Raw genomic sequence first — 25,888 nt, 5'->3', positions numbered from 1 at the left:
TCGGGCTATGGCGAGCATTTGCAACGACGAGCCGGGGTGTTTTGGCGTGCAAGGCGGGCATGGGCGAAAGATTCTCAGCCTCTCAGTTCTTGCGCGGCATGTCCAGCGTGAGCATGGCCGGGCCGCCCACATCGGCACCCAGTTGCGCCTGGCGCGGGCCGAGGGACTGCAAGACCATGCCGGAGTCCACCAGGGTGCCCACGCGGAAGGTTTTGGGCGGCTTGCCATCTACCGCGATCAGCGCGGCACCGCCGCCACTCTGGCGCCCGGACAGCACGCCAATCAGGGCAAAGCGGCTGGCCAGCGAGGCCACTGGCGCCGCCACGGCGGCCACCGCGCCGGCCGGCACGGCGCCCAGCACCCGGGCGACCGCCTGGGCATCGGGCACCGCCGCCATGGAGGCCATCGCCGGAACGGCTTGCGCGACCGGCCGGTTCGACAGGCGCAGGCCCCAATAGGCCACGCTGGCGCCCGCGGCGACCCAGAACGCCAGAGTCCCCAGGCGCACGCCCCATTTGCTGTATGAATTGGTCACCATGCGGGGATTATGATTCACCCGATACGACCCTAGCGAGACCGCCTGCAGTGAACACTCTTTCTTTCCTGTCTTCCTCCGCCTCCCTGGGCTCCGCACGCCGCAGCCTGGCCCGGGGTTTCACCCTGATCGAGCTGATGGTGGTGGTGGTCATCATCGGCGTGCTGGCCGCGCTGATCGTGCCCAACGTGCTCGACCGCGCCGACGACGCGCGCAGCACCGCCGCCAAGACGGACATCACCAACATCATGCAGGCGCTCAAGCTGTACCGGCTGGACAACCAGCGCTACCCCACGCCCGAGCAGGGTCTGCAGGCGCTGGTGGCCAAGCCCACGTCCGGCCCGGTTCCCGGCAACTGGAAGCTGTACCTCGAAAAGCTCAACAACGACCCCTGGGGCCGCCCTTACCAGTACCTGAACCCCGGCATCAAGGGCGAGATCGACGTGATGTCCTTCGGTGCCGATGGGCAGTCGGGCGGCGAAGGCAAGGATGCCGATATCGGCAGCTGGCAGTAAGGATGTTGGCCCCCACGGTCGCGCACTGCGTGTCGCTCCCTGCCCCCCAAGGGGGCCGGGCCTTGCTTGGGGCGGCCCGGCGCAAGGCCGGTGCCCCCACGCTCCCGCACTTCGTGTCGTCGCTGCCCCCCGAGGGGGCCGGGCCTTGCTTGGGGCGGCCCGGCGCTGCGGCCGGCCGCCCTCGGCTGGTGCTGTGACCGTTGCAACGGCGCCCCATGCACACCGTTGACGCCTGCGATGATGCTGCGAGCACTGTGTGCCCGGCATTCCAAACACCCATGACACGCCGTGCACGTGGATTCACGATGCTCGAATTGCTGGTGGTCATCAGCATCATGGCGCTGGCGACGGCGGGTATTTCGCTGGCGCTGCGCGACAACGGGCAGACGCAGCTGGAGCGCGAGGCGGCGCGGCTGGCTGCCCTGCTCGAATCGGGGCGGGCGCAGTCGCGGGCCAGTGGCGTGCCGGTGCGCTGGCGCGGCGGGCCGCAGGGTTTCAATTTCGAGGGGCTGCCGCCCGAGGCGCTGCCGCACCAGTGGCTGGCCACCGGCACCCTGGTGCGCGGCAATGCCATCCTGCTGCTCGGGCCCGAGCCGGTGATCGGGGCGCAGCAGGTGCTGCTCACGCACCAGGACCATCCCGACCAGGCCCTGCGCGTGGTGACGGACGGGCTGCGGCCTTTCAGTGTGGAGTCGGTGCAATGACCCGCACTCCCATGAACACGCACCAGCAGGGGTTCACGCTGGTGGAGGTGCTGGTGGCCCTGAGCATCGTGGCGATTGCGCTGATGGCGGGGCTGCAGTCCACGAATGCCCTCACGCGCAATGCGCTGCGCCAGTCCGACATCGTGCTGGCACAGCTGTGCGCCGAGAACGAACTGGTGCGCACGCGCCTGTCGCGCCAGATGCCCAGCGTGGGTGACAGCACCCAGCCCTGCGAGCAGGCGGGCCGGCGCTTTGACGTGCGCCTGATCGTGCGGCCCACGCCCAACCCGAGCTTTCGGCGGGTGGATGCGCAGGTGCTCGACGGCGAAAACTCCGTCCTGCGCATATCGACCATCCTGGGGCGCTATTGACCATGCGCTCCAGGCCCATGACCCACCCTGCGCGCCTCGCTGTGCCACTAGGCCGCGAGCGCAGCCCGTTGCCGGCGGCATCGGGCGGCTTCACGCTGATCGAACTGCTGGTCGCCATTGCGCTGATGTCCATCCTGGCCATCATGAGCTGGCGCGGCATCGACGGCATGGTGCGCGCGCAGGAGCAGACGCGCCTGCGCGCCGATGAGATGCTGGTGATCCAGTCGGCCCTGGGGCAGTGGGGCGCCGACCTCGACGCCATCCTGCCGCTGGCCAGCACCACCCCGATGGACTGGGACGGGCAGGTGCTGCGCATCACCCGCCGCACCACGGCCGTGCCCGACGAAGGCGCGCTGGTGGTGGCCTGGACCCGGCGTGATGCGCCGGGCGTGGAGGGCGGCGGCCAGTGGGTGCGCTGGCAGTCCCCGCCCGTGCGCAACCGAACCGAATGGCAGCAGGCCTGGCAACAGGCCGAGCAGTGGGCGCGCACGCCCGACGAACAGGCCCGGCGCTACGAGATCAGCCTGGTGCCCATCACCAACTGGCAGCTGTTCTATTTCCGCGGCGGCGCCTGGTCCAACCCGCTGTCGAGCGCCGGGCAGACCGCAGGCACCCCGGCCTCCACTCTGCCCGATGGGGTGCGGCTGCAGATCACGCTGTCACCCGGCCAGGCACTGAGCGGCGCCATCGTGCGCGACTGGGTCAACCCGACACTGGGTGGGGGACGCACCTGATGCGCCGCGCACCGAACATCCGGCAACGGCGAACGCTGGCCCAGCGCGGCGCGGCGCTGCTCGCGGCCATGCTCACAGTGACGCTGGTGGCCACGTTTGCCGCCGCCTCCCTGTGGCAGCAGTGGCGCGCCATCGAGGTCGAGACCGCCGAGCGCGCCCGCGTGCAGGCCGCCTGGATACTGGTGGGGGCGCTGGACTGGTCGCGCCTGATCCTGCGCGAAGACGGCCGAGCCGGCGGTGCCGACCACCTGGCCGAGCCCTGGGCGGTGCCGCTGCAGGAAGCCCGGCTGTCCAGCTTCCTCGCGGCCGAGCGCGGCGTGGCGCAGGTGGAAGACGCCAGCACCGACACCACCGATGCCTTTCTCTCGGGGCAGATCACCGACCTGCAGTCGCGCCTGAACATCACCAGCCTGGCCGAAGGTGGGCAGGTGCAGGCCGGGGCCTTGAAGCAGTTCACCCGGCTGTTCGAGCGGCTGGGGCTGCCCTCGCAGGAGCTGGCGCTGCTGCTGGAAAACCTGCGCAAGGCCCAGGCCCGCACGGGGGCCGATGGCAGCGCCCCGCTCATGCCGCAGACAGTATCTCAGCTGGGCTGGCTGGGGCTGTCGCCGCCCACCGTGGCGGCGTTGCTGCCGCATGTCACCATCCTGCCGGTGCGCACACCGGTCAACCTCAACACGGCGGGCATCGACGTGGTCTGGGCCAGCATCGACGGGCTGGACATGGCCGGTGCCCAGAAGCTGGTGCAGGCCCGCGAATCGAAACATTTCCGCTCCATGGCTGAAGTGGTCGAGGTGCTGGGCAAGGTCCCGTTCGACACCAATGACCTGGCCATCGCCTCGGCCTATTTCGAGGTACGGGGCCGGCTGCGCATGGACAACACCACTGTGGACGAGCGCTCCCTGGTCCGCAAGCTGGGCCTGGAAGTGACGACGCTGTGGCGGGAACGCGGCGCTTTCGACCGGGACACTGCCGCCCCGGCGCAACAGGGCCTGCGCTGAATGCGCGCAGCCCTCCCAGCACACCCTAAAATGGCCCGCACTACCCGCCCATGAGCACGCTGATACTTTCCCTGCCGCCCTCCCTTCCGGGGATATCGACCCAGTACGGCTATACGCTGACTGCGGACGGGCACACCGCACAGCGCCACGCGCTCACCGAGGCCGCCCTGCTGCCCGAGACCGCGCGCCCCGGCGAGGTCGTGGCCGTGGTGCCGATAGAGGCGCTGTCCTGGCAAAAGGTGCAGTTGCCGCCCGGACTGCCCCTGGGGGCCAGCCAGCAGACACCGCGCCTGCGCTCGGTGCTGGACGGCCTGCTCGAAGACCGCCTGCTCGACGACACGGCCCAGCTGCACTTTGCGCTGCAACCGGGCGCCCAGGCCGGCGTGCCGGTGTGGGTGGCTGTGTGCGACCGTGCCTGGCTGCGTGCCCACCTGCAGGCCCTGGAGGCCGCAGGCCGGCGCGTGTCCCGCGTGGTGCCCGAGTTCGCGCCCGGCCCCACGGCCAGTGGCGGCCCCGAGGTGTCGGCCATCGGCACGGCGGACGACCCCCAGTTGATCCTGTGCGGGCTGGGCGCCGACCAGGGGATTTCGGTGCTGCCGCTGACGCCGGCCACGCTGGCCTTGGCAGGCCTAGGCGCTGCCGGCAGCGATGCGCCGCCCACCCCCTTGCGCGCCGACCCGGCCGTGGCGGAACTGGCCGAACGCGCACTGGGCCACCCGGTGGACCTGCACACGGCCAGCGCCCGCGCCCTGGACGCCGCCCGCGGCGACTGGGACCTGGCGCAGTTCGACCTGTCCAGCACCAGCCGTTCGCGCGCCCTGCGCAAGGCCGGCGGCGTGCTGAGCGCCCTGCTGTACGCCCCCCAGTGGCGCGCAGCGCGCTGGGCGCTGGGCGTGCTCGTACTGGCGCACCTGGCGGGCCTGAACGTCTGGGCCTGGCAGGAGCGGCAGGCCTTGGCCGCCAAACAGACCAGCCTGCGCAGCACCTTCACGCAGACCTTCCCGCAGGTGCAGGCGGTGATCGCCCCCCTGGAGCAGATGGAACGCGAGATGGCGCTGCTGCGCCAGGCGTCCGGCAGCTTCTCGCCGCGCGACCTGGAGCCCATGATGGCCGCCGCGGGCAGCGTGCTGCCCGATGGCCGCATCCCTACCGGCCTGGAATTCACCACCGGCGAGCTGCGCCTGCGCGGCCTGCCGCTTGCACCCCAAGAGGAACCCGTGCTCACCACCCGACTGCGGGCTGCCGGCTACACCGGCCGCCTGGACGATGGCAGCCTGGTGCTGCGTGCGGAGACCGCCCCATGAGCCAGCTCGCCCCCTTGAAAACCCAATGGCAGGCCATGGCCCCGCGCGAACAGAACTTCGTGCTGGGTGCTGCCGCCCTGGTGGGCCTGGCCCTGGTGTGGTGGGTGGCCATTTCACCGGCCCTGCAGACCTTGCGCACCGCCCCCAAGCGCCACGCCGAACTGGACACGCAGCTGCAGCGCATGCGCAGCCTGCAGGCCGAGGCTCAGCAGTTGCAGGCCGCACCGCGCAACAGCACGGGCGACCCTACCGGCGCCCTGCGCAACGGCCTGACCCAGCGCATGGGCACAGCCGCCCAGCTCAACGTGACCGGCGACCGTGCCACCGTGACGCTCAAGGCCGCCCCTGCCGATGCCCTGGCGCAGTGGCTGGCCCTGGCGCGCAGCAATGCCCGAGCCGTGCCCATCGAGGCGCGCCTGACCCGCACCGCCAACCCGACCACTCCCGCAGCGACGGGCAATGCCCGCCCGGCCCCGCAAGGCCCGGCCATGGCGCCGGCCTTGCCCGCACCGGGTGCGGGCGCCATATCCTCCGGCCCGCTGATGCCGCCGATTCCCGGCAACATGCCGGCCATGGGCGCCAACCCCGTACAGGGCAATGCGCCCGAGGGCTCTGCCCCCGGAACCCCGCGCTGGGACGGCACGCTGGTGCTGGCCCTGCCTGCACGGTGACCCCCACGGAACGCCCCGTGTCACCAGCCCGCAGCACACGCACCTCCTCGCGCACCACCGGTGCCGTACCGCGCTCGCCCTGGGGCTGGGCGGTGGGCGGCGCCCTGGCCGGCCTGCTGCCTGCGCTGGTGGTCTTTGCCCCGGCGCAATGGCTGGCGCAGGGCCTGGCCCGGGCCACGGGTGGGCAACTGCTGCTGTCGGAAGCGCGTGGCACGGTCTGGAGTGGCTCTGCTCAATTGGTCCTGACCGGCGGCACCGCCAGCCAGGACCGCACGGCGCTGCCCGGGCGCCTGCAATGGACATTGCGCCCCACCCTGAATGGCGTACGCGCGCAGGTGCAGGCCCCCTGCTGCACCGTGCAGCCGCTGCAGGCGCGGCTGGCGCTGGGCCTCTCGCAACTGCGCCTGACGGTGGGCGACGGCCAGAGCAACTGGCCCGCCGCATTGCTATCGGGCCTGGGCACGCCCTGGAACACGCTGCAGCCGCAAGGCCAGCTGGTGCTGCAGACCCAGGGGCTGCAAGCCGCCTGGCAGGCCGGCCGCATGGTGCTGGACGGCAAGGTGCAGCTCGATGCGCTGGACATGTCCTCGCGCCTGTCCACCCTGCGCCCCATGGGCAGCTACCGGCTGGCCGTGCAGGGTGGCGAGGTGCCCATCCTGACCTTGACCACCCTGAGCGGCCACCTGCAATTGAGCGGCACCGGCCAATGGGTAGGCCAGCGCCTGCGCTTTGCGGGCGAGGCCAGTGCAGCGCCCGACCGCGAAGCGGCGCTCACCAATCTTCTGAACATCATCGGACGGCGCAACGGCGCGCGCTCCCTCATCACCGTGGGTTGACCCTATGACGACTTCCGCATCCTCCCTTTCGCCGCACCTGCAATGCGCCGTCAGCTCGATCACCCTGGCCGCCATGCTGCTCACCAGCAGCCCGCTGGCGCTGGCGCAGACAGCCGTTGGCACGGGCACCAGCAGCGTGCGCGGGAACGAACCCGTCACGCTGAACTTCGCCAACGCCGAGATCGAGGCCGTGGCCCGCACCATGGCCACCATCACCGGGCGCAACGTGGTGGTCGACCCGCGCGTGAAGGGCCAGCTCACGTTGATCACCGAGCGCGCCGTGCCCCCCTCGGCCGCGTTCCAGCAGTTCCTGGCCGCACTGCGCCTGCAGGGCTTCACGGTGGTCGAATCGGCCGGCCTGTACAAGGTGGTGCCCGAGGCCGACGCCAAGCTGCAGAGCGGCAGCGTGGGCGTGAGCGAGTCGGGCTCTGCGCGCGGCACGCCCGGCGGCGGGCAGATCGTGACGCAGATCTTCAAGCTCAATTACGAAAACGCGGGCAACCTGGTGCCGGTGCTGCGCCCGCTGATCAGCCCCAACAACACCATCAACGTGAACCCCGGCAACAACTCGCTGGTGATCACCGACTACGCCGACAACCTGCAACGCCTGGGCCGCATCATCGCGGCGATGGACGTCTCCAACGCCAGCGATGTGGAGATCATCCCGCTGCGCAACGCCCTCGCGGTCGACCTCGCGCCCCTGGTGGCACGCCTCATTGATGGCGGCAGCGGCGCCGCGCCTGCCGCTGCCCAGGGCCAGGCAGATACCTCGTTCAAGACCACGCTGCTGGCCGAGCCGCGCAGCAATTCGCTGATCCTGCGTGCGGCCAACCCTGCGCGAGTGGCCATGGTGCGCGCGCTCGTCGACAAGCTCGACCAGCCTCCGGTGCCGGGCAGCAGCGCCTCCATGGGCAATATCCATGTGGTCTACCTCAAGAACGCCGATGCCACCAAGCTCGCCACCACCCTGCGCGCGGCCATGGCCAGCATGGGCGGCAACTCCAGTGGCGGCGCCGGCGCCAGCACGCCGGCCATTTCCAGCGGTGCTTCGTCCAGCTCGCTGTCAGGCGGCGGCAGCAACAGCGGTGGCCTGAGCGGCGGCTCCAACAGCAGCAGCAACAGCAGCCTTGGCGGGCTGGGCAGCAGCTCCGGCATGGGCAGCAGCTCGGGCATGGGCAGCAGCAACAGCAACCAACCCTCCACCGGCGGCCAGATCCAGGCCGACCCGACCACCAACTCGCTGATCATCACGGCACCTGAGCCGCTGTTCCGCCAGCTGCGCACCGTGATCGACAAGCTCGACGGCCGCCGCGCCCAGGTGCTGGTGGAAAGCCTGATCGTGGAGGTCTCCGCCACCAAGCTGGCGGAGTTCGGCATCCAGTGGCAGGGCGTGCTGGGCAAGCAAGGGGATGGCACTGTCGGCGTCATCGGCACCAACTCCACCCAGGGTGGCGGCGTCAACATCCTGAGCGCGGCAGCCAACCTGGCAGCCGGCAACTACACCGGCCTGCTCCCCACGGGCAACGGGGGGGGCCTGAGCAACGGGCTGAACCTCGCGCTGGCGCCACGCATCAACGGCCAGTACTACCTGGGAGCCCTGGCCAACTTCCTGCAGAACAGCGGTGACGCCAACGTGCTGTCCACCCCCAACCTGATGACGCTGGACAACGAGGAAGCCCGCATCGTGATCGGCAACAACGTGCCCTTCCCGACCGGCTCGTATGCCAACACCGGCGGCAGCAACACGGTGAACCCCTTCACCACGGTGGAGCGCAAGGACGTGGGCCTGATGCTCAAGGTGCGCCCGCAGATCAGCGAGAACGGCACCGTCAAGATGTCGATCTACCAGGAAGTCTCCAAGATCAACGAGAACACCCTGAGCTCCGTGAATGGCCCGACCACAAGCAAGCGTTCCATCGAGTCGAACGTGGTGGTGGACGATGGCAGCATCATCGTGCTCGGCGGTCTGCTCGAAGACAGCTACTCCCAGGGCGAGGACAAAGTGCCGGTCATGGGCGACCTGCCGGTGGTGGGCGGCCTGTTCCGCAGCGAGAAGCGCCAGCGCAACAAGACCAACCTGATGGTCTTCCTGCGCCCCGTGGTGGTGCGTGATGCGGCCACGAGCGAAGCCCTGATGGTCGACCGCTACGATGCGATCCGCGGGCTGCAGCAGGTGACGCAACCCGCGTCGAGCCTGCCACTGCGGTCGATATCGGGCGCCCCCGTGCTGCCGGAACTGCCCCAGCGCAGCACCCCGGCACCGCGCGTGCAACCCGCCGCCCCCCTGCAGGACCTGGTGACGCCTGTGCAGCCAGCGCCCCGGCTGACGCCTTCGGGCGTACCCATCAGCGAAGCCCCTGTGCCCGCTGCGGCCACTGCACCGACCTACTACGTGCGTGCCGGCGTGTTCGGCGATGACTCGGCCTCGCAGGCCGCACTGGCCAGGCTGCGCAATTCGGCACTCCCCATCTCGGAGCAGCCGGTGGACACCAGCCAGGGCCCCCGCACCAGCGTGCGCGTAGGCCCGTACCACAACCCGGCTTCGGCCGACTCCGCTGCCGCGATGGTGCGCGAGCTCGCGCCCGCCGCCACGGTGACCCGCCAGACGCTCTGACCCATGCGCCACCCCCTGCCCTACGCCTTTGCCCGCACCTCGCAGCTGCTGCTGGAGGACGATGGCCAGCAGCTCGTGCTGTGGCACGGCCCTGCACCCGACGTGACCGCTCTGTCGGAAGTGATGCGCAAGCACAAGATCCGCCACCTGCAGTCGCTGGCGGCCCCGGCCCTGGCCCAGCGCATCAGTGCCGCTTATGCCCAGGGCGAATCGAGTGCCGCCACCGTGGTCAGCGAAGTCGAGTCCGACGCCGACCTGTCGCGCATGATGCAGGACCTGCCGGCGGTGGAAGATTTGCTGGAGACGGCCGACGACGCGCCCATCATCCGCATGCTCAACGCCCTGCTCACGCAGGCCGCACGCGACGGCGCGAGCGACATTCACATCGAGCCCTACGAGCGGCATTCGAGCGTGCGCTTTCGCGTCGACGGCTCACTGCGCGAGGTGGTGCAGCCCAACCGCGCCCTGCACGCCGCCCTGATCTCGCGCCTGAAGATCATGGCGGACCTCGACATTTCGGAAAAACGCCTGCCGCAGGACGGGCGCATCAGCCTGCGCCTGGGCACGCGCGCCATCGACGTGCGCGTCTCCACCCTGCCCAGCGCCCATGGCGAGCGCGCCGTGCTGCGCCTTTTGGACAAGAGCGAAAGCAAGCTCAGCCTCGAAGCCGTGGGCATGCAGGGCGACACGCTGCGCCGCTTCGAGGGCCTGATTGCCCAGCCGCACGGCATCATCCTCGTGACCGGGCCCACAGGCTCGGGTAAGACGACCACGCTGTACGCCGGCCTGGGGCGGCTCGATGCCACGCGCAACAACATCATGACGGTGGAAGACCCCATCGAGTACGAGCTGCCCGGCGTGGGCCAGACCCAGGTCAACAGCAAGATCGAGCTGACCTTCGCCAAGGCCCTGCGCGCCATCCTGCGCCAGGACCCGGACATCATCATGATCGGTGAAATCCGCGACTTCGAGACCGCGCAGATCGCCATCCAGGCCTCGCTCACGGGCCACCTGGTGCTGGCCACGCTGCACACCAACGACGCGGCCAGCGCCGTAACGCGCCTGACCGACATGGGGGTGGAGCCTTTTCTGCTGTCGTCCTCATTGCTCGGCGTGCTGGCCCAGCGGCTGGTGCGCAAGTACTGCAGCCACTGCCAGGGTGCCGGCTGCGAGCACTGCGGCCAGACCGGCTATACGGGCCGCACCGGCCTGTTCGAGCTGCTGGTGACCAACGACGCCATCCGCGCGCAGATCCACAACCAGGCCTCCGAGGCGGACATCCGCACGGCGGCCCTCGCGGGCGGCATGGCGCTGATGCGCGAAGACGGCGAGCGCCTGATTGCCGCCGGCATCACCAGCCGCGAAGAAGTGCTGCGCGTCACACGGGATTAGCAGCCCCTCGCAACGCAAGCGCCAAGCGCCCCAAGAAAAAAGCCTCCGTCACCAACCGGCGACAGGGGCTTTTTGCTGGGCGTAGCCAGGGGCTCTACCAGCCGGCAGACCGTCAGCGGATCTGCAATGCCTGCTTGGGCGCACGCACCGGAACGGCAGGCCGCTGGGCCGGCGCAGGGATGCCCTGGCGTGGGGTCGGCATGCTGCCGCCCGCACCCGGGCTGGCGGCCCTGGCTCCCGGCTGCAGCTTGAACTGGCTCACGGCCTGGGTCAGCTGCAGTGCCTGCTCGCGCAGCGACTCCGAGGCTGCGGTGGACTGCTCCACCAGCGCGGCGTTCTGCTGCGTCATGTTGTCCAGCTGGCTCACCGACTGGCTGATGTGGCCCACGTTGTCGCGCTGCTCGGCGGACGATGCCGTGATCTCGCTGATGATGTCCGAGACGCGGCGCACGCTGCCCACGATCTCGTTCATGGTCGCTCCCGCCTGGCTCACCAGGCGCGAGCCGTCTTCGACACGCTCCACCGAGGAACCGATCAGGCCCTTGATCTCCTTGGCAGCCGCTGCCGAGCGCTGGGCCAGGCTGCGCACCTCGCTGGCCACCACGGCAAAGCCCCGGCCCTGCTCGCCGGCACGGGCGGCTTCCACCGCCGCATTGAGCGCCAGGATGTTGGTCTGGAAGGCAATGCCGTCGATGACACCAGTGATGTCGGCGATCTTGCGCGAGCTGGTGGTGATCTGGTCCATGGTGGTCACCACCTGCGAGACCACCACACCGCCGCGCCCGGCCACCTCGGCGGCCGACGAGGCGAAGTCGCTGGCCTGGCGTGACGATTGGGCGCTCTGGCCGATGGTGCTGGTGAGCAGCTCCATCGACGAAGCGGCCTCTTCGAGGTTGGCGGCCGTCTGTTCGGTTCGGTGGCTCAGGTCGTGGTTGCCCGAGGCGATCTCGGTGCTGGCCGTGGAGATGTTGCTGGCCGCCTCCTGCACTTGCTGCACCAGGCCCCGCAAGGCGTCCTGCATGCGTGCCATGGAGGCCACGAGCTGGCCCACCTCGTCCTGCGAAGTCACCTGCACGTCCTGCGACAGGTCACCGCCGGCAATGCGCTCGGCCAGTTCGCTGGCCTGGGCGATCGAGCGGGTGATGGAGCGCACACTGAAGAAGGTCAGCGGGATGAGCACGGCCAGGGCCAGCACCAGCACGATGCCGATCAGGCCGGACATGGTGGTGGTCAGCGTGTTCACGCCCTCGCGCGCCTCGTCCATCTTGGTGCGTGCCGTCACGGAGAGGTCGGACAGCAGCTTGTCGGTGGCTTCCATGTGCTTTTTGAGGCGGTCGGCATAGGCACCGCCCACGGCGCCGTCGATCTGGGCGCGCTCGATCTGCTCGAACACGGGAGAGATACCGGCCTCGTACTCCTTGACCTCGGCCAGGGACTTGTCGATGGACTCGACGAAGGCCGCATCGCCCGACTGCACCTGGCGCACATCGGCCATACCCTTATTCAGCGCGGTGAGCGATTTCTTCCAGCTCTCGCGCAGGGCTGCGACCTCGACGGAGTTGTTGAAGCTGATGATGATGTCTTTTTCGGACCGGCGCAGGTCACCCAGGGTGGTGCGCAGCTCGGCCACATCGGTCAGGGTCTGCACCCGCTGGGAGAACAGCTGGTCCAGGGTGCTGCGGGTGCGCTCCAGCGCCAGATACCCCATGGCACCGATGACCACGAGCAGAACCAGGGAGAAAATCGTGCCGAAATAAAGACGTGCGCGGATGGAAAGACGGCTGAGCAGGTTCATCGCTCTTCCTTACATTTTTTGACAACTCAAGCATAGCAACTTTGGTGCCATAGGGTGACTTGTCCCTACGGAGCGTGTGTGGGCGCGACTGTATGCGCCCCGCACGCTCCACCCCAGAGGGTATGTACCGCCCCCCTGCCCCCAGCAGCCAAACTGCGGGGGCAGTAGCCACGCTTATTTCACCGGGTGGATGGGCACATACAACTCGCCACCGCCGCGCTGGAATTCCACGGCCTTGGCTTCCATGCCATTTGAGAGCGCTTCGCTCTCTGCCAGGCCCTTCTGCGCCGCGAATTCACGCACTTCCTGCGTGATCTTCATCGAGCAGAACTTGGGCCCGCACATGGAGCAGAAATGCGCCACCTTGGCACTGTCCTTGGGCAGGGTTTCGTCGTGGTATTCCTTGGCGGTCTCGGGGTCCAGGCCCAGGTTGAACTGGTCCTGCCAGCGAAAATCGAAGCGCGCCTGGCTCAGGGCATCGTCGCGCGCGCGCGATCCCGGGTGCCCCTTGGCCACGTCGGCCGCATGCGCCGCGATCTTGTAGGCAATGATGCCCTGCTTGACGTCGTCGCGGTCAGGCAGGCCCAGGTGCTCCTTGGGTGTCACGTAGCACAGCATGGCCGTGCCCATCCAGCCGATCATGGCGGCGCCGATGGCCGAGGCGATGTGGTCATAGCCGGGGGCGATGTCGATGGTCAGCGGGCCCAGGGTGTAGAACGGCGCCTCATGGCAAGTCTTGAGCTGCTCGGTCATGTTGGCCTGGATCATGTGCATGGGCACGTGGCCCGGGCCTTCGATCATGGTCTGCACGTCGTGCTTCCAGGCCACCTGGGTCAGCTCGCCCAGGGTGTGCAGCTCGGCAAACTGCGCCTCATCGTTGGCGTCCGATGCACAGCCGGGGCGCAGCCCATCGCCCAGGCTGAAGGACACGTCGTAGGCCTTCATGATGTCGCAGATGTCTTCGAAATGCGCGTACAGGAAGCTCTCGCGGTGGTGCGCCATGCACCACTTGGCCATGATGGAGCCGCCGCGCGAGACGATGCCCGTGCGCCGCGCCGCCGTGAGGTGGATGTAGGCCAGGCGCACGCCGGCATGGATGGTGAAGTAATCCACGCCCTGCTCGGCCTGTTCGATCAGCGTGTCGCGGAAGATCGCCCAGGTCAGGTCTTCGGCCACGCCGCCGACCTTCTCGAGTGCCTGGTAGATGGGTACGGTGCCGATGGGCACCGGGCTGTTGCGCACGATCCAGTCGCGCGTGGTGTGGATGTTCTTGCCGGTGGACAGGTCCATCACGTTGTCGGCCCCCCAGCGGATGGCCCAGACGAGCTTTTCGACCTCCTCCTCGATGCTGGAGGTGACGGCCGAGTTGCCGATGTTGGCGTTGATCTTGACCAGGAAATTGCGCCCGATGGCCATGGGCTCCACCTCGGGGTGGTTGACGTTGGCCGGGATGATGGCGCGCCCGCGCGCCACTTCGTCGCGCACGAACTCGGGCGTGATGGTGCGCGGGATGCTCGCGCCCATGGGGTTGCCCGCCAGGCGCTGCTCGCGCCCGGCATCGGCCAGGTACTGCGCCATCCACTCGCGCTTGCCGTTCTCGCGGATGGCCACGTACTCCATCTCGGGGGTGACGATGCCTTGGCGCGCGTAGTGCATCTGCGTCACGTTGGCACCGCTGCGCGCGCGCAGGGGCTTGCGCTGCAGCGCGGCCGCTTCGGCGCGCAGCTGGGCCAGGCGCACGGCGTCCTCGCTCTTCTGGCCGTCGTCCAGCGCCAGAGGCGCGCGGCCCTCGTAGTGCTCCACGTCGCCCCGGCCGGCGATCCAGCCGCCGCGCACACTGGCCAGGCCGCGGCGCACGTCGATCACGGCGTCGGGATCGGTGTAGGGGCCCGAGGTGTCGTAGACGCTGACCTGCTCGCCGTTGGTCAGTGCGATGTCGCGCACGGGCACGCGCAGGTCGGCATGCAGGTGGCCTGGCAGGTAGGCCTTGCGCGAGGCCGGGAACGGCTCGCGCGTGGCGGCCAGCAGCTCGGCGAATTTTTCACGGGCGAGGGGATCGGGTGCATTCATGGGGCGGGTCTCCAGTTCCGGTGGCAAAGGGAATTGCTCCGGAATGGACCTGCGCCCCGCACACGCGCCATGGCGCATGTACAGCCCACCCTGCGGGCCAGCAGGGGCGCGCACGGGCATGGAGGTCGGCTCTTCTTCCGCCGGTATGAACCGGATCAAGTTCGTCGGGTTCGCAGGCAGCCTGATTGTTGGTCAGGCCCCATGCATCTCAGCGCTTTCGCACACCCCGGAGCAGGTGCCAGTATATCGATACCGGCCTGCACCGTTGTTTCAGATGCGCCCGATGATCGCCACGGCGAAGAAGAACACGGCGGCGATGACGGTCCACTTCAGCACCACCAGGCCCCAGCGCTTGTAATGGGGCTGACCGGTGCCCGCATAGAAGGCGAACGATACGGCCGCTGCCAGCAGCAGCCCCATGACGGCCCAGCGAAAGAGCACCATGGCGGGTGCTTACCAGGCGCGCGCCGGCTGCGCAAAACCGCGCGGTGCCTGGCGCTCGTCCTCGAAGGTGACTTCTTCCCAGGCGTCGGGCTGGGACAGCAGCTCGCGCAGCAGCAGGTTGTTCATCGCGTGGCCCGAGCGGAAGGCGCTGTAGGCCGCCAGCAGGGGCTTGCCGATGATGTACAGGTCGCCCATGGCGTCGAGGATCTTGTGCTTGACGAACTCATCGTCGTAGCGCAGCCCATCGCTGTTGAGCACCTTGTAGTCGTCCATCACGATGGCGTTGTCCAGCCCGCCGCCCAGGGCCAGGCCGTTGGAACGCATCATCTCCACGTCGCGCGTGAAACCGAAGGTGCGCGCGCGTGCGATATCGCGGCTGTAGTTGCCCTCGCCCAGGTCGAACTCCACACGCTGGCCGGTGGAGTCCACTGCGGGGTGGTCGAAATCGATCTCGAAGCTCAGCTTGTAGCCGTGGTAGGGCACGAGGCGCGCCCACTTGGCCTGGGCACCAGTGCCCTCGCGCACCTCCACCGGGCGCTTGACGCGGATGAAGCGCTTGGGGGCTTTCTGCAGCTCGATCCCCGCGCTTTGCAGCAGGAACACGAAGGAGGACGACGACCCGTCGAGGATGGGCACCTCTTCGGCCGTGATGTCCACGTACAGGTTATCGAGCCCCAGGCCGGCGCACGCCGACATGAGATGCTCCACGGTGTGCACCTTGGCACTGCCGACCCCGATGGTGGAGGCCAGGCGCGTGTCCGTCACGGCATCGGCCCGGATCGGGATGTCCACGGGCTGGGGCAGATCGACCCGGCGGAACACGATGCCGGTGTCAGGCTGCGCAGGCCGCAGGGTCAGCTCGACCCTCTGGCCACTGTGCAGCCCCACGCCGACGGCGCGGGTCAAGGTCTTGAGGGTGCGTTGCTGGAGCATTCCCGCATTGTAAAAGGGTGGGCCCGTCCCTGCTCGCCGCAAGACCATGGCAAGGCCTTACGGCACCCGCCACAGTTTCCCGCAAAGGCCCCGGTACACATAGGCGCTGGAGGGCGTTGCGGGGCTGCTGCCCTCTGGCTCCACGCTCACCGCCAGCTCCACCGCCTTGGCAAACACGGTTTCAGATGGGGCACCCAGTTGCAGGTGCACGAACGCCCCTTGCGGCAGCGGCGCCACGGGGCTGGCCTTGCCCGCCACATCCAGCGACCACAGGTACAGCACCTGGCCGGCAGGCACGGGCACGGCCGCCACGCGCTTGATGTCTACCGTGCGGCCCTGCCGCAGGCTGGAGACGATGAGCCCTGGGCGCCCGTCGGCCAGGCCCAGCACCCCCACATAGCTTTCGGGCAGTTGGGTGGAGGCCGGTGCATCCGGCCCGCCGTGCTGCGCCTGCCAGAGCGACGGCAGCAGCACCCCCACCATCAGGCCCAGCGCCAAGGCGCCCGCCGGGGCTGGCTGCAGCAACCTTTTCCACCACGGCACCCGCACCCCAGGGGCAGGAAACCCCAGGCGCTGCTCGATGGCGCGCCAGGTAGCGGGTGCCGGCGCCTGGGGTGGCAGGGCCAGCAGCGCGGGCGCCATGCGCTCGTTCCAGCGCGCCACGGCTTCGGCCAGGTCGGGCCGCCGCGCGAGCAGCTTCTTGAAGCGGCGGCGGGCGCCACCCTGCAGCGTGCCCAGGGCGTACTCGCCGGCCAGCAGGTCCACGAGCCGGGGGTTCTGGTGCCATGTCATGCGCAGGACTCCATGCAGTCGCGCAGGCGCGCCAGGCTGCGGCGCATCCAGGCCTTGACCGTGCCCAGGGGCCGGGCCAGGCGCTGGGCCAGCTCCGCATGGGTGAGCCCTTCGTAGTAGACCAGCAGCAGCGCGCTGCGCGGCTCGCTGTCGATCTGGCCCATGCAGCGGCCCAGGCGCGAGCCATCCTCCTCGGCCAGCAGCAGCTCCAGCGGCGAGCCGCCTTCGGCTGCGGCATCGTGCACCTGTTCCTCGCCATCGGCATCGCGCCAGTGCAGCGGCGTTTCGGGGCGGCGCTTGCGCAGTGCGTCGATGGCGCGGTTGCGTGTGACCACGCACAGCCACGACAGGCTCAGCGCCTGCCCCGGCGCACCGGTCTGCGGCCGGTTCCACAGGTGCACGAAGACCTCCTGCAGCACGTCTTCGGCCAGGGCGCGGTCCTGCACCACGCGCACGGCCACCGCCAGCAGGCGGCTGGCCACCAGCTGGTACAGGCGCTGGAAGGCCGATGTGTCGCGCAGCACCACGCGCGACAGCAGCTGCGCCACGGCGTCGGGCAGCCCATCGGCGGGCAATGCAGCGGCAGTCATCGTGGCACCGCGAAGAGCTGCACAGGCATGCCCGAAGCCTGTGCGAAACCGGCACGGATCTCGTCGAACGTGCCTACGCGGATGTCCTCGAAATCACCCCAGCGCAGCGGCGGCGGCAGGTCGCCATAGACCTCGCTCGGCGCATGCAGGCAGGCGTATTCGGCCGCAGGGTTGAGCACGAAGCGCTCGTTACCCGGCAGGCGCTGCGGCTTGCCCGGCACCATGCGCGGGTCGCGCGTGAAGCGGTTGGGAAAGATGCGCTGGATGCGCCGCGTCACCGGGTCTTGCGAGTAGCAGTACACATAGCCAGGGCGCAGCACCGCGATGTCCAGGCTGGCGCTGCCGCGCTGCGGTGCACCCAACGCCACGGCCAGGGCCGCAACCTCGGGCGCCGCAGCGGGTGCAGGCGGTGGCGGGGCCGCAGTTGCGCTGGCGTCGCCGGGGGCTGGTGCTGCGGCGGGCACGGCGGCCAATGCGGCGCCCGATGCGCGCGTGGAGGCATTGCGCGGCAGCGCCTTCAACGGACCGCGTGGCACCTTGGCGAGCACGAAGGAGCGAAAAAAACCCTCGTCCAACGCGCCCTGGGCAGGCAGGCCGAGCGCCTGGCGGTAGCTGCGCAGCGCCGTGGCAAAGGCGGCGTCGGCCTGGTCGTCGATGGCGCCGTCGTAGTAGCGCCGCTCGCGCATGCGCTCCTTGTAGAAGGCGATGCGTTCGGCCTCGTCCATGGACAGGAACCAGTCGGCCAGCTCGCGCTGCACCTCGGCATCACTGTCGGTGGTACCCAGGCACTGCCAGTAGGGCGCGCGAAGCAGCTTGCCCACCAGTTCCACGGCGGCCAGCTCGACCATGTTGCGCGCCGCCTGCGAAGGGCCATCGGCGCGCGAGGTCGAGAACGAGAACACCACGCCGATGCCGGGGTTGACCAGTTGCGCCTGGCCATCGGCCGCGCTCGCGTCGCGGCTGGCCAGCACGGTGGTGTTCTTGGACGACACACCGGGCAACAGCGTCATGCTCGCAGTCTCCACCACGGCGGCGTCCAGGCCCAGCACCGAGAACTTGGTCTCGCTGCCGAAGCGCACGCCGAACACCGATTGCGCGAGCGTGGCGCCAAAGGAGCTGCCGTTCTTGAGCACCGATTCGTCGAGCTGGCTCACCGTGCCGCGGATGTTGTAGGCCGGCACCACGCCGAAGGCGCTGGTGCGCTGCGCCTGCGCCAGCACCTGGGCCAGGTTCTGCTGGTCGCTGCCGAAGACCGACAGGCGCACCCCGCGCGAGCGCCGCGTCATGTCCGACACGGCCGAGGTCAGCATGTCGCGCGCCGAGATGGGCACCTTCTGCGTGGCGTCGCGGAACTCTTCCATCATCATGGTCACGTCGCGCGTGCCCATGTCGAACATCATCTCGTCCATGCAGCGCAGCGCGGGCGTGAAGTTGGTGATGGTGCGCTGCGCCTTGTCCGTCGGGTTGGCCTGGGCGCGCACCTCGTTGAGGGCGGCACGGTCGGGTGCGCCGGCACAGCCGGCCAGAGCCGCCGCCAGGGCCAGCACGGCGGCCGCAGCGGCTGCGCGGCGTGCACGGCTGTGCACGGGGGAGTGGTTGAAGGTCATGGCAATCTCGGCAAAGGGGATGGGCGTGCACAGGCCAGCCCGCGGTGCGCACCCAAGCCGGTGCACGCACAGCGCGGGCTGGTGCGGAAAGTCAGCGGCCTACGGGGCGGGTGTAGGAAACGCGCACCCAGCGGTCCTCGTTGCCGACGGCGTCGGTGTCCAGGTCCCAGTCATTGCCGGGGCCGGCATGCTCGCCCTCGGGCTTGGTCGGGCCTTCGGTGGGGCCCTGGCAGCGGTCTTCACCGCGCTTGACCTCCAGGCGCCAGCCAATGCCGTTGACGTTCTGGCACATGGGCTTTTTCTTCTCGATCTTTTCGCAGCCCAGGCTGTCCTGGCTGCGGCCGGTGACGTCGGTGTAGCCATTGGGGCAGCTCACGCCGTTGGCGGGGTTCTTGCCCAGGGTGTAGTGCACGGGGTAGCTAGCGGGCCACAGGTGAACGATCTTCTCGCCCACGAATTTGTCGGCGCCGCCGGGGTTGACGACGCGCTGGTAGCGCCCTTCATCAGGCCCGAGCAGCGCGGCCGGACCGACGGCCGTGAGGTAGCCCATGATGTCGCCCGGCAGACCCGACTGGCCCTTGAGCTTGGGGGGCCCGGCCACCGGGTTCATGGCCGACGGCACACTGATCACGTCGCCCGCCACTGCCGGCAGGCATTTGTCGGCGCCCGCCATCTGGATGGTCACGTAGTTGGGTTTGTTGGCGGGCGGGCAGATCGAGCCGCGCTCGAACACCAGGGTCACGCTGCACTTGAGCACGCCGCCGCTGCGGTTGACCTCGGTGTTGGCCGGGCATTCAGCGCGCTCGGGCACGTTGCCGGTGGCGCGCAGCAGGGAGGCCTTGTCGGCCAAGGCGGAGGTGGAAACAGCGGCACCGGCCAGGGTGAGGCAGGCGATGGCGATGGAAGAGAACTTCATGGGGGTGTCCTTCAGGAAATGGGGGAATGCAATCGGTGAAAGGCCTTGGGTGGGAACAGGTCAGGGCTTGGGCACCACGTGCCATGCGCCACCCATGCCATCGCCCAGGCGGTCGCCGGCCTTGGCATCGCTGGCGTAGTAGTACAGGGGCTTGCCCTTGAAGCTCCACTGGCGCGCACCACCGGACTCGATGACGCCGAAGTCGCCCTCGGCCTTGGCACCGGCCTTGGCTGCAAAGGCCGGCCATGTGGCCAGACAGCCGCCGCTGCAGTTGCTCTTGCCAGGTGCGTCCTTGTCGAAGGTGTAGACCGTGAGGCCGGCGGCATCGGTAAGCACGCCCTGCTGAAAGACGGGCTGCGCCTGCGCGGTCAGCGTGGCCAGGCCCAGGAGCAGTGCGGGTGCGAAGTACTTGAGCTGTTTCATGTTGGTTCCTGTATCTCGGTAGGTCCGGTTGAAGAGCGCCACATGGCGTCCTGCTTGTGGAACGGCGCGGTGCAGCGTTTGGATGCAGGGGGCAGAAAACTTTTTTTCGTGGTCTCGACCTGCACCCATGCCGAGGCCCTGTGGCTCCTGCAGCACCGGGAAAATCGTAGGTTCCGGGCGCTTTGCCCGCACCCCATGAACATGGGAGGGGCGCCGCCGCGAAGATGGGATGACGCAGCGCAGGCGGGCGCTAAGATGGCGCGAAGCACCCCCACCGACCTCCCTACCCTGCCATCCATGAGCACACCCCGCTGGCGCGTCGTACTGATAGAGGACGATGCCGAGATGCGCAGATTCTTCGAAGGCTGCGTCACCGCCCACCCCGACCTGGAGTTGGCCGCTTCCTTCGGCATGCTGGCGCCTGCGCGCCGCTGGCTGGACGAGCACCCTGCCGACGTGCTGCTGACCGATCTGGCGCTGCCCGATGGCCATGGCCTGGCACTGCTGCAGCACGTGGTGCGCACGCAGCCGGCATGCGAGGTGCTGGTGGTGTCGGTCTTCGGCGACGAGGACACCGTGATCGCCTGCGTGGAAGCCGGTGCCGTGGGCTATATCCAGAAGGACTCCACACCCGCAGACGTGGGCCGGATCATCGTCGGCGTGAAGCACGGCGAGTCGCCCATATCCCCCATGATCGCGCGCAAGCTGCTGGCCCGGCTGCGCCAGCGTGGCACGCGCGAGGAGCCCCAGCCCCAGCCCGTGGACCCGGCACTGCCCAGCCTGGAACTCACGCCGCGCGAGTCGGACGTGCTGGAGCTGATCGCGCGCGGCTACTCGTACGCCGAGATCGCGCGCCTGCAGGACATCTCCAAGCACACGGTGCAAAGCCACATCAAGAACCTGTACAGCAAGCTGGCCGTGCACTCGCGTGGCGAAGCGGTCTTCGAGGCCAGCCGCATGGGCCTGCTGGACCGCCACCGTCGCGCCCCCTGACAGTCACCGGCCATGCAACGCACCCTGGGCCTGCCCGCGTCGTTCATCGGCCACCTGCTGTGCGGCCTGGTCCTTTGGAGCCTGCAGGTTCTGCCGGCGCTGGCGCAGGACGCCGCCCCGCCCCCGGGCGTGCAGGTGCTGCGCGACGCCGAACTGACGGTGCGCCTGCGCCAGAGCGCCGCCCAGACCACGACGGCCCACACACTTCCGCTGCACTGGGACGTACTGCACCGGCGCAAGGCCGGCTGGGCCACCGCCACGCTGCGCTTCGACACCATGGATTCACAGCGGCTGCAGCCGCAGGCCCTGCTGATCCCCCGGCTGGGCAATGCCTACCGCATCTCGCTCAACGGGATGGAACTGGCCACCGGCGGAGAACTGCTGCTGCCCAACGACGGCTGGACCGGCCGGCGCCCGCTGTGGATCCGGCTGCCGGGCACGCTGCTGCAGGCGCACAACGTGCTGGAGATCAGCATCCGCGCGGACTATCTGCGGCGCGCCGGCATCTCCCCCGTGCAGTTCGGACCCGAGGCGGCGCTGCAGGGCAACTGGCACGCGCTGGAGTGGCAGCGCGTGACGCTGCCGCGCGCGGTCTCGCTGTTCAGCCTGGTGGTGGGCATCTTCTGCCTGCTGCTGTGGTGGCAGCAGCGCCAGGCGCTGTATGCGTTTGCGGCGCTGTGCGAGCTGGCATGGGCCTGCCGCGTCACCGCAGCCTGGCTGGAGGAGATCTTTCTGGCCTGGCCCGCCTGGTTCCAGGCCGTTCAGGGCCTGTTCTGGACCGGCTGCCTTGCCACCTACTGGCTCACGCGCACCGTCTGGGGGCCCCGGCCACGGGCAGAGCTGTATGTCGCGTCAGCGATCTTCGTGCTGTGCCCTTTTGCTGTAGCCGGCGGTGCCGACTGGGTGCTGGGCTGGACCGTCGTGCTGGTCGTGGCCTGGGCCGCACTGATCCTGCGGCTGGGCTGGGAGTGCAGGCTCACCCGCGACAGCCCGCGGCTGTGGATGCTGGTGGCCCTCGGTGTCTGCTGGGCGGCCCTGGTGCGCGACATCGCGGCCGCACGCCTGGCGCCTGCACAGTACATGGACGGCGGCTGGACGCAATGGGCAGCCGCCTTCGCTGGCGTGGCCGTGCTGGCCATCGTGGGGCAACGCTTTCAGCAGGCGCGCAATGCGCTGATCGACCTCACGGCGTCGCTGGAGCAGCGCGTTCTGCAGCGCGAGGAGAAGCTGGCCGAGCAGCACCAGGCGCTGCGCAAGCTCGAGCGCATCAGCGCCAAGTCCGAGGAGCGCGCACGCATCCTGCGCGACATGCACGACGGCGCGGGCGCCCACCTGATCACGGCCATGCGCCAGCTCGAAGGCGGGGTGGCATCGCAGGCCGAGGTGATGCAGACGCTGCGCGAGTCGCTGGACCAGTTGCGCCTGTCGGTGGACGCGATGTCCTTGCCCAACGGCGATGTCAACGCACTGCTGGCCAGCCTGCGTTTCCGCCTGGAGCAGCGCATCCGCGATTCGGGTCTGGAGCTGCTGTGGGACGTGGCGCTGCTGCCCCTGTGGCCCGGCAGCAGCGAGGAGGCCATGCGCCACCTGCAGTACATCGTGTTCGAGGCCATCTCCAACGTGCTGCAGCACGCCCGTGCGCGGCAGCTGGCACTGACCGCCCGCGCCGACGGCCAGGCCATCACCATCCACCTGCGCGACAACGGCGTGGGCAGGCAGGACGGCGCCTGCGGCAATGGCCTGCGCACCATGCACGAACGCGCCGCCCTGATCGGTGCCGTGCTGGAGCTGCGCCAGGAAGGCGACGCGGGCACCACGGTTTGCCTGTCCTTGCCGCTGGGCGCGCCTGCACCTGCACAGGCCTGATACCCTCGGCAATCCCCGGCCATCGGCCATGAAAAAGGGGCCCGAAGGCCCCCTGAAGAGTCAGGACCTGACGGCCCCCTACTCCATCAATCCGCCTGCTTGCGCAGGAAGGCCGGGATTTCCAGGTCGTCCATGCCGCCCGAGGACAGCGCGTCCACGCGGGCGGCGGCCTGCGTGCGGTTGGTGCGCCACACGCTGGGCACCGACATGCTGCCGTAGTCGGCCTGCGAGCTACCGCCGCCATGGCCGGTCTGGCCCGAGGGCACGCCCATGGCATTGCCCATCGCACCGGCAACGCCTGCCACGGGGATCTGGTAGGCCATGTTGTCGGTACCGGTGCGCAGGCCACCCTGCACCACCGAGATGGGCTGGCGGCGCGCGTTCTGGCGCGACAGGCCGGTGGCGACCACGGTCACACGGATCTCGTCGCCCAGGGTGTCGTCGTAGGCGGCGCCGAAGATCACGTGCGCATCCTTGGACGCGTAGGCGTTGATGGTGTTCATCGCCAGGCGCGACTCGGACAGCTTGAGGCTGCCCTTGCTGGCCGTGACCAGCACCAGCACACCCTTGGCGCCCGACAGGTCGATGCCTTCGAGCAGCGGGCAGGCGATGGCCTGCTCGGCCGCAATGCGGGCGCGGTCGGGGCCGCTGGCCGTGGCCGTGCCCATCATGGCCTTGCCGGGCTCGCCCATCACGGTGCGCACGTCTTCGAAGTCGACGTTCACCTGGCCGTACTCGTTGATGATTTCGGCAATGCCGCCCACGGCGTTCTTGAGCACGTCGTTGGCGTGCGCGAAGGCTTCGTCCTGGGTGATGTCGTCGCCCAGCACTTCCAGCAGCTTCTCATTGAGCACGACGATCAGCGAATCGACGTTGGCTTCGAGTTCGGCCAGGCCGTTGTCGGCGTTGGTCATGCGGCGCCCGCCCTCCCAGTCGAAGGGCTTGGTGACCACGCCCACGGTGAGGATACCCATTTCCTTGGCGATGCGCGCGATCACGGGCGCTGCGCCCGTGCCCGTGCCGCCGCCCATGCCGGCGGTGATGAACAGCATGTGCGCGCCGTCGATGGCCGCGCGGATGTCCTCGGCTGCGGCTTCGGCTGCGTCACGGCCCTTGTCGGGCTTGCTGCCGGCGCCCAGGCCGCTGGCGCCGAGCTGGATCACGCTGTGCGCGGAGCTGCGCGTGAGGGCCTGCGCATCGGTATTGGCACAGACGAATTCCACGCCCTGCACACTGCGGGCAATCATGTGCTCGACGGCGTTGCTGCCGCCGCCGCCCACGCCGATCACCTTGATCTGGGTGCCCTGGTTGAAAGTTTCGGCTTCGATCATTTCGATGGACATGTTGGAGCTCCTGGTTCTGTCTTCGTACGCAATTGCAAAATGGGGTTCGGTGTTGTCTGGTGGCGCGGGCGGCATGGCGGTCCTGTGCATCGCCATCGCCCGCCGGGCATTCGGGGGCCTGCGCGCGCAAATCGGTGGCACTGGTTCATGGTCATCAGAAGTTCCCCACGATGAAGTCCTTGAACCGGCCGAACGCGGTTTTCATGGAGCCGCTCTTCTGGGCCACCTTGAAGCCGCGCAGGCGCGCCAGGCGCGCCTCTTCGAGCAGGCCCATCACGGTCGACGCACGGGGCTGGGCCACCATGTCCGACAGGGCGCTCGAATACTTGGGGATGCCGCGGCGCACGGGCTTGAGGAAGATGTCCTCGCCGAGTTCGATCATGCCGGGCATGACGGCACTGCCGCCCGTGAGCACGATGCCCGAGGACAGCACCTCTTCATAGCCCGACTCGCGGATCACCTGCTGCACCAGCGAGAAAATCTCCTCCACCCGCGGCTCGATCACGCCCGCTAGGGCCTGCTTGCTCAGCATGCGCGGGCTGCGGTCACCCAGGCCCGGCACTTCCACCTGGCTCTCGGGGTCGGCCAGCAGTTGCTTGGCGTAGCCGCTCTCGACCTTGATGTCCTCGGCGTCCTTCGTTGGCGTGCGCAGCGCCATGGCGATGTCGCTGGTGATCAGGTCGCCCGCGATCGGTATCACCGCCGTGTGGCGGATGGCGCCCCCGGTGAAGATGGCCACGTCGGTCGTGCCGGCACCGATGTCGACCACCACCACGCCGAGCTCGCGCTCGTCGTCGGTCAGCACGGCCTGGCTCGATGCGAGCGGGTTGAGCAGCAGTTGCTCGACCTCCAGCCCGCAGCGGCGCACGCACTTGATGATGTTCTCGGCCGCGCTCTGGGCACCGGTCACGATGTGGATCTTGGCCTCCAGGCGGATGCCGCTCATGCCGATGGGCTCCTTGACGTCCTGCCCATCGATCACGAACTCCTGCGGCTCCACCAGCAAGAGGCGCTGGTCGGACGAGATGTTGATGGCCTTGGCCGTCTCCACCACGCGGGCCACGTCGGCCGAGGTGACTTCCTTGTCCTTGACGGCCACCATGCCGCTGGAATTGAGGCCGCGGATGTGGCTGCCGGTGATGCCGGTGTACACGCGCTGGATCTTGCAGTCGGCCATCAGCTCGGCCTCCTTGAGCGCCTGCTGGATGCTCTGCACCGTGGCGTCGATGTTGACCACCACGCCACGCTTCAAGCCATTGCTCGGGGCCACGCCCAGGCCTGCGAGCTTGAGCTCGCCATTGGGCAGGACTTCGGCCACCACCGCCATGATCTTGGCTGTGCCGATGTCCAGGCCGACCACCACGTCTTTGTATTCTCTAGCCATATTCAGTCACTGCCCTTCGTTGTTCTGTTGCGCCGGCTGCGGATTCGTTCATGCATGG

General features: G+C 69.0%; 24 protein-coding genes and 1 riboswitch. Of the genes, 12 read left to right on the top strand and 12 right to left on the bottom strand.

The genetic code is table 11. From position 1 onward, the window contains the following. Positions 1 to 82 precede the first annotated feature (82 nt). Entirely contained in the window at positions 83 to 538 is a 456-nt protein-coding gene (locus tag ASE31_RS03845; RefSeq protein WP_057200182.1) for a type II secretion system protein N, read from the bottom strand. 47 nt (positions 539 to 585) lie between these two features. Here ASE31_RS03845 and gspG point away from each other — a divergent pair, with 47 nt between their 5' ends. The 10 genes from gspG to ASE31_RS03790 all read left to right on the top strand — a co-directional run bounded on the left by gspG (position 586) and on the right by ASE31_RS03790 (position 10,674). Continuing rightward, the gene (gene gspG, locus ASE31_RS03840; protein WP_057200181.1) at positions 586 to 1,050 is read left to right on the top strand and encodes a type II secretion system major pseudopilin GspG; all 465 of its coding nucleotides are present in this window, start codon (positions 586 to 588) and stop codon (positions 1,048 to 1,050) included. 278 nt (positions 1,051 to 1,328) lie between these two features. Further along, complete coding sequence (locus ASE31_RS03830; RefSeq protein WP_057200179.1) at positions 1,329 to 1,754, top strand: prepilin-type N-terminal cleavage/methylation domain-containing protein; 426 nt, start codon at positions 1,329 to 1,331, stop codon at positions 1,752 to 1,754. Then, positions 1,751 to 2,125 (top strand): type II secretion system minor pseudopilin GspI, encoded by a 375-nt coding sequence (gene gspI / locus ASE31_RS03825; protein WP_235514243.1) that lies wholly within the window; start codon positions 1,751 to 1,753, stop codon positions 2,123 to 2,125. Before ASE31_RS03830 ends, gspI begins: the two co-directional genes overlap by 4 nt. A 17-nt stretch (positions 2,126 to 2,142) precedes the next feature. Beyond that, complete coding sequence (locus ASE31_RS03820) at positions 2,143 to 2,859, top strand: prepilin-type N-terminal cleavage/methylation domain-containing protein (RefSeq protein WP_082604015.1); 717 nt, start codon at positions 2,143 to 2,145, stop codon at positions 2,857 to 2,859. After that, on the top strand, positions 2,859 to 3,857 hold the full coding sequence (gene gspK, locus ASE31_RS03815; RefSeq protein WP_057200177.1) for a type II secretion system minor pseudopilin GspK: 999 nt from the start codon (positions 2,859 to 2,861) through the stop codon (positions 3,855 to 3,857). Before ASE31_RS03820 ends, gspK begins: the two co-directional genes overlap by 1 nt. Positions 3,858 to 3,907: 50 nt before the next feature. Next, positions 3,908 to 5,161 carry a type II secretion system protein GspL gene (gspL, locus tag ASE31_RS03810; protein WP_057200176.1) on the top strand — a complete coding sequence of 418 codons (1,254 nt, stop codon included), beginning with the start codon at positions 3,908 to 3,910 and terminating at the stop codon, positions 5,159 to 5,161. Next, positions 5,158 to 5,832, top strand: a complete 675-nt coding sequence (gene gspM / locus ASE31_RS03805) for a type II secretion system protein GspM (protein ID WP_057200175.1) — start codon at positions 5,158 to 5,160, stop codon at positions 5,830 to 5,832. The genes gspL and gspM overlap by 4 nt, the downstream gene beginning before the upstream one ends. Before the next feature lie 17 nt (positions 5,833 to 5,849). After that, on the top strand, positions 5,850 to 6,668 hold the full coding sequence (gene gspN / locus ASE31_RS03800; RefSeq protein WP_057200258.1) for a type II secretion system protein N: 819 nt from the start codon (positions 5,850 to 5,852) through the stop codon (positions 6,666 to 6,668). Between the two features lie 4 nt (positions 6,669 to 6,672). Next, the gene (gspD, locus tag ASE31_RS03795) at positions 6,673 to 9,282 is read left to right on the top strand and encodes a type II secretion system secretin GspD (RefSeq protein ID WP_157412331.1); all 2,610 of its coding nucleotides are present in this window, start codon (positions 6,673 to 6,675) and stop codon (positions 9,280 to 9,282) included. 3 nt (positions 9,283 to 9,285) lie between these two features. Then, on the top strand, positions 9,286 to 10,674 hold the full coding sequence (locus tag ASE31_RS03790; RefSeq protein WP_057200174.1) for a GspE/PulE family protein: 1,389 nt from the start codon (positions 9,286 to 9,288) through the stop codon (positions 10,672 to 10,674). A 112-nt stretch (positions 10,675 to 10,786) separates the two neighbouring features. On the opposite strand, the gene ASE31_RS03785 is transcribed toward ASE31_RS03790, so the two are convergent. The 9 genes from ASE31_RS03785 to ASE31_RS03750 form a co-directional block, all read right to left on the bottom strand. Beyond that, positions 10,787 to 12,469 (bottom strand): methyl-accepting chemotaxis protein, encoded by a 1,683-nt coding sequence (locus ASE31_RS03785; protein WP_057200173.1) that lies wholly within the window; start codon positions 12,467 to 12,469, stop codon positions 10,787 to 10,789. Between the two features lie 174 nt (positions 12,470 to 12,643). After that, positions 12,644 to 14,539 carry a phosphomethylpyrimidine synthase ThiC gene (thiC, locus tag ASE31_RS03780; RefSeq protein ID WP_057200172.1) on the bottom strand — a complete coding sequence of 632 codons (1,896 nt, stop codon included), beginning with the start codon at positions 14,537 to 14,539 and terminating at the stop codon, positions 12,644 to 12,646. Between the two features lie 115 nt (positions 14,540 to 14,654). Beyond that, positions 14,655 to 14,778: riboswitch (TPP riboswitch) on the bottom strand. 31 nt (positions 14,779 to 14,809) lie between these two features. Beyond that, entirely contained in the window at positions 14,810 to 14,983 is a 174-nt protein-coding gene (locus ASE31_RS32170; RefSeq protein ID WP_200961062.1) for a hypothetical protein, read from the bottom strand. 9 nt (positions 14,984 to 14,992) lie between these two features. Continuing rightward, positions 14,993 to 15,916: a UDP-3-O-acyl-N-acetylglucosamine deacetylase gene (gene lpxC, locus ASE31_RS03775; RefSeq protein ID WP_057200171.1), complete on the bottom strand. Its 924-nt coding sequence runs from the start codon at positions 15,914 to 15,916 to the stop codon at positions 14,993 to 14,995. A 57-nt stretch (positions 15,917 to 15,973) separates the two neighbouring features. Further along, the gene (locus tag ASE31_RS03770; RefSeq protein WP_057200170.1) at positions 15,974 to 16,708 is read right to left on the bottom strand and encodes an anti-sigma factor domain-containing protein; all 735 of its coding nucleotides are present in this window, start codon (positions 16,706 to 16,708) and stop codon (positions 15,974 to 15,976) included. Next, positions 16,705 to 17,298, bottom strand: a complete 594-nt coding sequence (locus ASE31_RS03765; protein WP_057200169.1) for a sigma-70 family RNA polymerase sigma factor — start codon at positions 17,296 to 17,298, stop codon at positions 16,705 to 16,707. Before ASE31_RS03765 ends, ASE31_RS03770 begins: the two co-directional genes overlap by 4 nt. Continuing rightward, positions 17,295 to 18,905 (bottom strand): DUF4384 domain-containing protein, encoded by a 1,611-nt coding sequence (locus ASE31_RS03760; protein ID WP_057200168.1) that lies wholly within the window; start codon positions 18,903 to 18,905, stop codon positions 17,295 to 17,297. Before ASE31_RS03760 ends, ASE31_RS03765 begins: the two co-directional genes overlap by 4 nt. A 91-nt stretch (positions 18,906 to 18,996) precedes the next feature. Further along, positions 18,997 to 19,821 (bottom strand): hypothetical protein, encoded by an 825-nt coding sequence (locus ASE31_RS03755; RefSeq protein WP_057200167.1) that lies wholly within the window; start codon positions 19,819 to 19,821, stop codon positions 18,997 to 18,999. 60 nt (positions 19,822 to 19,881) lie between these two features. After that, positions 19,882 to 20,244, bottom strand: a complete 363-nt coding sequence (locus ASE31_RS03750) for a hypothetical protein (RefSeq protein ID WP_057200166.1) — start codon at positions 20,242 to 20,244, stop codon at positions 19,882 to 19,884. Positions 20,245 to 20,541: 297 nt separating this feature from the next. Between ASE31_RS03750 and ASE31_RS03745 the strand changes: the two genes are divergently transcribed. Further along, positions 20,542 to 21,237, top strand: a complete 696-nt coding sequence (locus ASE31_RS03745) for a response regulator transcription factor (RefSeq protein WP_057200165.1) — start codon at positions 20,542 to 20,544, stop codon at positions 21,235 to 21,237. A 12-nt stretch (positions 21,238 to 21,249) separates the two neighbouring features. Then, complete coding sequence (locus tag ASE31_RS03740) at positions 21,250 to 23,103, top strand: hypothetical protein (protein WP_057200164.1); 1,854 nt, start codon at positions 21,250 to 21,252, stop codon at positions 23,101 to 23,103. An 86-nt stretch (positions 23,104 to 23,189) separates the two neighbouring features. Here the strand turns inward: ASE31_RS03740 and ftsZ are convergent, their stop codons facing one another. Beyond that, complete coding sequence (gene ftsZ, locus ASE31_RS03735) at positions 23,190 to 24,446, bottom strand: cell division protein FtsZ (RefSeq protein ID WP_057200163.1); 1,257 nt, start codon at positions 24,444 to 24,446, stop codon at positions 23,190 to 23,192. Between the two features lie 154 nt (positions 24,447 to 24,600). Then, the gene (ftsA, locus tag ASE31_RS03730) at positions 24,601 to 25,830 is read right to left on the bottom strand and encodes a cell division protein FtsA (RefSeq protein WP_057200162.1); all 1,230 of its coding nucleotides are present in this window, start codon (positions 25,828 to 25,830) and stop codon (positions 24,601 to 24,603) included. Between the last annotated feature and the right edge of the window lie 58 nt (positions 25,831 to 25,888).

Origin of the sequence: Acidovorax sp. Root217 (assembly GCF_001428645.1) — a bacterium.
In the GTDB taxonomy this organism is placed as follows: domain Bacteria; phylum Pseudomonadota; class Gammaproteobacteria; order Burkholderiales; family Burkholderiaceae_C; genus Acidovorax.
This window is presented reverse-complemented; position numbering and strand designations above follow the sequence as displayed.